This is a genomic window from Mycobacterium sp., from assembly GCF_049585075.1.
Taxonomy (GTDB): Bacteria; Actinomycetota; Actinomycetes; order Mycobacteriales; family Mycobacteriaceae; genus Mycobacterium.
The window spans coordinates 1-6,956 of record NZ_JBAUZA010000025.1; the positions used below are offsets into that span (position 1 = coordinate 1).

The 6,956-nt window shown below is 66.0% G+C and carries 7 protein-coding genes and 2 pseudogenes; 8 read left to right on the top strand and 1 reads right to left on the bottom strand.

Features of this window, described 5'->3' with window-relative positions; genetic code table 11:
- A pseudogene (locus tag WB785_RS01215) lies at positions 1-640 on the bottom strand (TIGR00374 family protein); the annotation flags it as partial.
- A gap of 158 nt (positions 641-798) precedes the next feature.
- On the opposite strand from WB785_RS01215, the gene WB785_RS01220 reads away from it, so the two are divergent.
- The 8 genes and pseudogenes from WB785_RS01220 to WB785_RS01255 all read left to right on the top strand — a co-directional run.
- Positions 799-1,542 (top strand): hypothetical protein, encoded by a 744-nt coding sequence (locus WB785_RS01220; RefSeq protein ID WP_424076884.1) that lies wholly within the window; start codon positions 799-801, stop codon positions 1,540-1,542.
- 94 nt (positions 1,543-1,636) lie between these two features.
- A complete protein-coding gene (locus tag WB785_RS01225; RefSeq protein WP_424076885.1) occupies positions 1,637-2,509 on the top strand; it encodes an alpha/beta fold hydrolase in 873 nt (290 codons plus the stop codon).
- 15 nt (positions 2,510-2,524) lie between these two features.
- Positions 2,525-3,007: a DUF309 domain-containing protein gene (locus WB785_RS01230; protein WP_424076886.1), complete on the top strand. Its 483-nt coding sequence runs from the start codon at positions 2,525-2,527 to the stop codon at positions 3,005-3,007.
- Between the two features lie 192 nt (positions 3,008-3,199).
- Positions 3,200-4,156, top strand: coding sequence for a class I SAM-dependent methyltransferase (locus WB785_RS01235; RefSeq protein ID WP_424076887.1), 957 nt, complete (start codon positions 3,200-3,202; stop codon positions 4,154-4,156).
- A gap of 2 nt (positions 4,157-4,158) precedes the next feature.
- The gene (locus tag WB785_RS01240) at positions 4,159-5,100 is read left to right on the top strand and encodes a class I SAM-dependent methyltransferase (protein WP_424076888.1); all 942 of its coding nucleotides are present in this window, start codon (positions 4,159-4,161) and stop codon (positions 5,098-5,100) included.
- 47 nt (positions 5,101-5,147) lie between these two features.
- Positions 5,148-5,399, top strand: a pseudogene (locus WB785_RS01245) (antitoxin); the annotation flags it as partial.
- A complete protein-coding gene (locus tag WB785_RS01250; RefSeq protein WP_424076890.1) occupies positions 5,396-5,725 on the top strand; it encodes a type II toxin-antitoxin system PemK/MazF family toxin in 330 nt (109 codons plus the stop codon). The pseudogene WB785_RS01245 and the gene WB785_RS01250, both read left to right, overlap by 4 nt.
- Before the next feature lie 554 nt (positions 5,726-6,279).
- The coding region (locus WB785_RS01255) for an alpha/beta fold hydrolase (RefSeq protein WP_424076889.1) at positions 6,280-6,956 on the top strand (677 nt) is incomplete at its 3' end.

Here is a 6,956-nt window from a genome sequence, read left to right on the forward strand (position 1 = left end):
GCGCCGGAGTGCCGCTGACCAGCACCACCAGCGCGCCGACGAACCAGCCCACCGACAGGCCCAGCATCGCGCGGGCCGGCACGACGGCGCTGACCACCAGGTGGATCGGGATGAACGCCAGCAGCAGCGTCCACCACCAGTGCCGCCAGCGCGCCGGCAGCCACGGGCCCGACACGGTGAGCACTGCGGCGAGCATCCCGATCCAGCGCGGGTCGTCGAGGAATTGGGACAACTCGGTGCGCAGCCGGTCAGACAGGTCGAAGTGCCACTGCCATGCCGCGATGCGGGTGCCGTTGATCGACAACGCAAGGAAGGCGATGAATGCGGCAGCCGCGTAGGGGAGGAGCAGTTTCCACTGCCGGGAGACAATCAGCCCGATCAGGATCATGAACGGCAACACCAGGATCGCGAGGCCGTACACCAGGTAGACCACATCGGATTGGGCCGGGGTGAGCACCCCGATGATGCGGGAGATGGATTTCTCCAGCTTGTCCCACCGGGTGCGGGTGACCACCGAGCTGGTGATCACGATCGCCAGGAACGCTGTGGAGAGCACGAGCCGAAGGATGTCGTTGGTGCGACGGGTGGGCGGTTGCAGCAAGCTCCCCCAAACGGTGATCTCGCGCCCGTCGACCTGCATGTTTGAACGATCCCGTCTCTCAGCGCCCTCGACAACATAACCCGCGCCAGCTGGCTGGATGCGGCTGATCCGGGCGTGTTTGGGTTGCGCCGCGGATTCGTCGCCGTGCACTGCGTAAACACCCGTACAGTGAGCGCCGCGATCAAGGAGTGGGGGATATGGCAGTCGATGAGTCGGCCGGCTCGGTGGCCGATGTGTTGGACGCCCGGCGAGCGCTCGCTGCCGCAGTCAAAGCACCGGGGTGGATCCAGCCTCTCGCCGTCGTGGGCGGAGCCGCTGCGATGGCGGCGCTGACCGGCGGTGGGCTGACCGGGACGGGATTCGCGACCGCCGTGGTGCTCATGCTGGCGACGATCTATCTGCCGATTTTTGTACTGGTTCGGCACCGCCGGGCCATGGGTGTGCGGCTGCGTCGCCGTCGGCGGACGAGGCGACAGTGGCGGATCGCCTGGCTGGTGTTTTTCGTGTTTGTCGGGACGGCATACGGCCTGACGTGGGTGCTGCCGCTGGGAACCCCGCTGGCTTACACCGTGCAATTCCTGGCTGCCGCGGCCATTCTCGGGACCTACATGGCGGTCAACACCCGCGACCCGGTCGGGAACGACGCTGGCCGTCTGGTGCTGGCCGAAGACCACCCAGGCCAGTTCGACCAGCTCATCGCGTCCCGGTCGCGATTGAGGCTGTGCGCCTGCCTGGCCGCGATCGAGGAAATCGAGCTGCGTCTGCTCGCGCATTGTGTTCAGCAGCAGCCCGATGCCTTCCTTTCGGACATCGCTGAACTGGCTAGGGCGCAATATGTTTGGGGTCGGCATGACGCCGGACGGGACTGGGCCGCGCTGACGCCCGATGGCCGCACCAGGTATCGCCGTCACCTGGCTGCCCTGCTCGCGGTGCCCGCCTAGATTCTTAGCTATGAGGCGCTGGAGCCGCGCCTGGCGTTTTCTGCGACGATAGGGTGGGCCGGGCCAGATCTGGACCAGAGGGGGTGCCGGTTCCATGAACGAGTTGAAGTTTCTGGAGTTGCACGGCGATCGGCTGGCCTACCGCGACGCCGGTGAAGGCGAAGTGCTGCTGCTGATCCACGGCATGGCCGGGAGCTCGGCCACCTGGCGGTCCGTGCTACCGCAGCTGTCGAAGAAGTTCCGGGTGATCGCACCGGACCTGCTGGGTCACGGCGAGTCGGCCAAACCCCGCAGTGACTACTCGTTGGGCGCGTTCGCGGTGTTGCTGCGTGATTTCCTCGACGAACTCGGCGTTGGTCAAGCCACGGTGGTCGGTCAGTCGCTGGGCGGCGGTGTCGCCATGCAGTTCGTCTATCAGCACCCCGACTACGCCAAGCGGTTGGTGCTCATCAGCAGCGGTGGCCTCGGTCCCGATGTGGGATGGATTCTGCGGCTGCTCTCGGCGCCGGGGGCGGAGTTGGTGTTACCGGTCATCGCGCCGAAGCCGGTGCTCACCGTGGGCAACAAGCTCAGGTCATGGTTTAGAGGTGCCGGCATCCATTCGCCGCGCGGCGCGGAGACTTGGAGCGCCTACTCGTCGCTGGCGGATCGGCAGGCGCGGGAGTCATTCCTGAAGACGCTGCGATCCGTGGTCGATTACCGCGGGCAGGCGGTCAGCGCGCTGAACAGGCTGCACGCGAGCGCGGACCTACCGGTCATGGCGATCTGGGGCGATCGGGACAACATCATTCCCGTCGAGCATGCGTACGCGATCCACAACGCGCGCACCGACACCAGGCTTGAGGTGCTGCCCGGCGTCGGTCACTACCCGCAGGTCGAGGCACCCAACGAGGTGGTCGAGCTGATCGAGGACTTCATCGCGACCAGCGACCGTGGCGACGTGGACAGTCCACAGTCGAGCCCCTGATTCCGGTCAACCCGTATGACCGAGCGAGATCGTGACGAATCGGGCCGACCCCGAAGTGCGCGCCCGCGCGATTCTTTGGGCCGGCCGCTGCCCTATGGCAGCGAGGGCGTTGCACGGATCCCCGATGACCTCGAGCTGGCGCCCGCCGAAACTCTGGCCTATGCCCAGGACCTGCTTGACCGGGGTCTGGCGTTTAGCGCGCATGAGGTTCTGGAGGCGGCCTGGAAGTCCGGTCCCGAGGATGAACGGATGCTGTGGCAAGGCCTGGCGCAGCTCGCAGTTGGCATTACTCACGCCCAGCGCGGCAACGTCGACGGGGCGACAAGTCTGCTGCGCAGTTCGTCGGCCCGTCTTGCTCACGCTCATTCCCCGCGGCGCCACGGGATCAACGTCGCCGGTTTGGTGGACTTTGCAGATGGGCTGATCGACGATCTTGCGGCGGGTGTCCAGATCCCGCCGCAGCGGCTGCGACCACGATTGCAGACAGTGCTGGACTGACTGCGGCGCAATATGTTTGCGATTAGCACGGCGCCGGGCGAGCCTGGATCTCGGTGACGCCCGACGGACGCAGCAGGTATCGCGGTCACCTGGCTGCTCCGCTCGCGCAGACCGCCTAGATTCTTAGCTTTGCTCACAGCCGACGCGGGTACCCTCCGCGGGTGGCGTGCTGCTGACTGGGAGGAAGTGAACGTGGCGAGAACCGATAATGACAGCTGGGAAATCACCGAGAGCGTGGGCGCCACCGCGCTGGGTGTCGCGGCGGCCCGGATGGCGGACACCGAGAGTGACGATCCGCTGATCGACGATCCATTCGCGCGGGTGTTCCTGGAGGCCGCGGGCGACGGCATGTGGAACTGGTTCGGCAACCCCGACCTGCCCGACGAGATCGCCAAGGTCGCCCCCGACGTGCCGTTGCGGATGCAGGGCATGCGCGACTACATGGCTTCGCGGACAGCGTTTTTCGACGAGTTCTTCATCGATGCCACCGAAGCGGGGGTGCGGCAGGTGGTGATTTTGGCGGCGGGCCTGGATTCGCGGTCGTGGCGGTTGCCGTGGCCCGACGGGGTGACCGTCTACGAGCTCGACCAGCCGCGGGTGTTGGAGTTCAAAGCCGCGACGCTGCGGGAGCACGGGGCGAAGCCGACCGCCAATGTTGTCAAGGTTCCGGTTGACCTGCGTGACGATTGGCCAACGGCCTTGCGGCAGGCGGGTTTTGACCCCAACGCGCCGAGCGCGTTCACCGTCGAGGGGCTGCTGCCGTTTTTGCCGTCGGCCGCCCAGGATTTGCTGTTCGAGCGCATCCAGACGCTGACCGCCGTCGGCAGCCAGGTCGCTGTCGAGGCGCCTGGTCCCGACTTCAACAACCCCGAGGTCCGGGATCGGCAGCGAGCGCAGATGCAGCGTTACCGTGAACTGGCCGCCCAGTTGGGTGGCGAGGAGCATGACTTTCCCGACTTCGAGGATCTGTGGTACTTCGAAGCTCGCACCGACGTGGGGGAGTGGTTGCTCGAGCACGGCTGGGATGTGTCGGTGCTGACGACCGAGGACATGATGGCTCTCTATGACCGCCATCCTCCGGAGGGCATTGAGGACGGGTCACCGGACACGTTGTTCGTGTCGGCGCAGCGGTCGGTGGGGAGGGCTTGATAGTGGCGAGGACTGACAACGACACTTGGGAGATCACCGAGAGCGTGGGTGCGACGGCGCTGGGTGTGGCGTCGTCGCGGGCGGCCGAAACTTGCAGTGAGAACCCGTTGATCCGCGATCCGTTCGCGCAGGTTTTCCTCGATGCCGCCGGCGACGGGGTGTGGAACTGGCACTCCGCGGGACCGTTGCCGGCCGAGGTCGTCGAAGCCGAACCGCTGGTTCCGCTGCAGATGCAGGCGATGGTCAACTACATGGCTTGCCGGACAGCCTTTTTCGATGGGTTCTTCTTAGATGGCGCTCAGGCGGGGATTCGGCAGGCGGTGATTCTGGCGGCGGGCTTGGACGCGCGGTCGTGGCGGTTGCCGTGGCCGGACGGGGTGACGGTCTACGAGCTTGACCAGCCCAACGTGTTGGACTTCAAGGAATCGACGTTGGCCGAGCACGGCGCCGAGCCGGCGTGTCATCGAGTCGCGGTGCCGGTGGACCTCCGCCACGACTGGCCAACGGCATTGCAGCAGGCCGGGTTTGACGCCTCGGCGCCCAGCGTCTGGTCGGCCGAAGGGATCACGCCGTATCTGCCTGCTGCGGCCCAAGAGTTGCTGTTGGAGCGGATTCACGAACTCACGGTCGCCGGCAGCCGGGTTGCGGTGGAGGCGCTCAGTCCCGATTTCCTCGACCCCGACGTGCGTGCCAAACGGCGCGAGCGGATGGAGCGGATCCGGGCGGTCATGGCGAAAGTCGACCCGCAGCGTGAGCTGCCCCGCAACGAGGAGCTGTGGTATTTCGAGGAGCGCGAAGACGTCGGCGAGTGGTTTGGCCGCCACGGCTGGGACGTGATGGTGACACCGTCGGCCGAGCTGATGGCCGGCTACGACCGCACGCCGCCCAAAGAGGTCGCAGACACTGCCCCGCACAACTTGTTCGTGGCAGCGCAGCGGGCGTAAGGGTAGCGGCTGCTACTTTCCCTTGTCCGCACCGGGTGAGTCGGCAATGGCATAATGATGGCATGAATCGCATACGGCTCAGTACGACGGTGGATGCGGAACTCCTCGGCTGTGCCCGGAGTGCGCGGTCGGGAATCACGGATGCCGCCCTCATCGATGAGGCCCTCGCTGCACTTCTCGCTCGCCACCGATCCGCCGAGGTCGACAGCGGCTATGCAGCCTATGACGAACACCCGGCTGAGGAGCCGGATGAATGGGGCGACCTGGCATCGTGGCGGCGGGCGGCGGGCGCATCATGAGTGCGCTGGCGGCTCGTGGTGAGGTGTGGTGGTGCGAGCTGGCAGAGGTCGGCCGGCGCCCGGTTGTCGTCCTCTCGCGTGACGCGGCGATCCCTCGACTTCGACGTGCCCTCGTCGCGCCATGTACGACAACGATTCGAGGACTCGCCAGCGAGGTCGTTCTAGAACCGGGTTCCGACCCGATACCGCGCCGTTCGGCGGTCAACCTGGATTCGGTGGAAAGCGTCTCCGTCGCGGTCTTGGTTAGCCGGCTTGGCCGGCTTGCCGGCATTCGGATGCGCGAAATCTGCGAAGCCCTTGAAATCGCGGTCGACTGCGCCAGTTGATCCGAAGCAGTCGTACTCTCTGGGCTAGCTGGTCTACTGCGTCCCTGGACTAATGGCCAGCTACCGCATGTAGGACGTAGCGGCGTCGTGGGGCCTGCTCAGCGGGTTCGAACCGTGCGACGACGCTTGAACAAGGTGCACGATTCGGTGAGCCTCGGCTCATAAGTAACGTCGCTGCATTCGCATTCCCAGGTGGTGTGCCGACCGCAGGAGCACGGCATGCTTCCGACGATCATGTGTCCCGGCAGCAGCCAGTGGCCCCGCGTACAGCGATGAGGTCGTGTGTCCATCTATTTCCCCCAATGGAGCCGACGCCGTAGACGTCGACCTCCTTAGTCACAAGCAACACACTGGCACCCCTGGTATCGCGAAGACAAGGCGGTCGCCGGATCGTTATGGCTTGGTGTCCTGCTGCGGGCGTGTCGTTACACTCGTCGCCGCGCCGCGCGCTGTAGCACAGTGACCCACCGTGCCCGCCGCAGCGCAAAGCGTCTTCGGTCACGAAGAGGTCAGCGCGCGTCCGGATCAGGGCCAGAGCGGGTACACCGGGTTCCATGAACGAGTTGAAGTTCCTGGAATTGCACGGCGACCGGGTGGCCTACCGCGACGACGGTGACGGGGACGTGCTGCTGCTGATCCACGGCATGGCGGGAAGTTCGGACACCTGGCGGTCCGTGATACCGCAGCTGTCAAAGAAATTCCGGGTGATCGCGCCTGACCTGCTGGGCCACGGCGAGTCGGCGAAACCCCGCAGCGACTACTCGCTGGGCGCGTTCGCGGTGTTTCTCCGCGATCTGCTCGACGAACTCGGCGTCAGCCAGGCCACCGTGGTCGGGCATTCGCTCGGCGGTGGTGTGGCGATGCAACTCGTCTACCAGCACCCCGATTACGTCAAGCGGTTGGTCCTGATCAGCAGCGGCGGCCTGGGTCCTGATGTCGGCCTGGTGCTGCGGCTGCTGTCGGCGCCCGGGGCGGAGCTGGTGTTGCCGATCATTGCGCCCAAGCTGGTACTCACCGTCGGCAACAAGCTCAGGTCATGGCTGAGGGCCGCCGGCATTCAGTCGCCGCGTGGTGCGGAGTTGTGGAGCGCCTACTCGTCGCTGTCGGACCCGGAGACGCGGCAGTCGTTCCTGCGGACGCTGCGATCCGTGGTGGATTACCGTGGGCAGGCGGTCAGCGCCTTGAACCGGCTGGGGCTGCGCACCGACCTACCGGTCATGGCGATCTGGGG

Excerpts from the sequence above, each read along its gene's own strand:
- WB785_RS01230 (WP_424076886.1), top strand. The coding sequence starts at position 2,525 with ATGACCGAGCGAGATCGTGACGAATCGGGCCGACCCCGAAGTGCGCGC.
- WB785_RS01220 (WP_424076884.1), top strand. The coding sequence starts at position 799 with ATGGCAGTCGATGAGTCGGCCGGCTCGGTGGCCGATGTGTTGGACGCC.
- WB785_RS01250 (WP_424076890.1), top strand. The coding sequence starts at position 5,396 with ATGAGTGCGCTGGCGGCTCGTGGTGAGGTGTGGTGGTGCGAGCTGGCA.
- WB785_RS01225 (WP_424076885.1), top strand. The coding sequence starts at position 1,637 with ATGAACGAGTTGAAGTTTCTGGAGTTGCACGGCGATCGGCTGGCCTAC.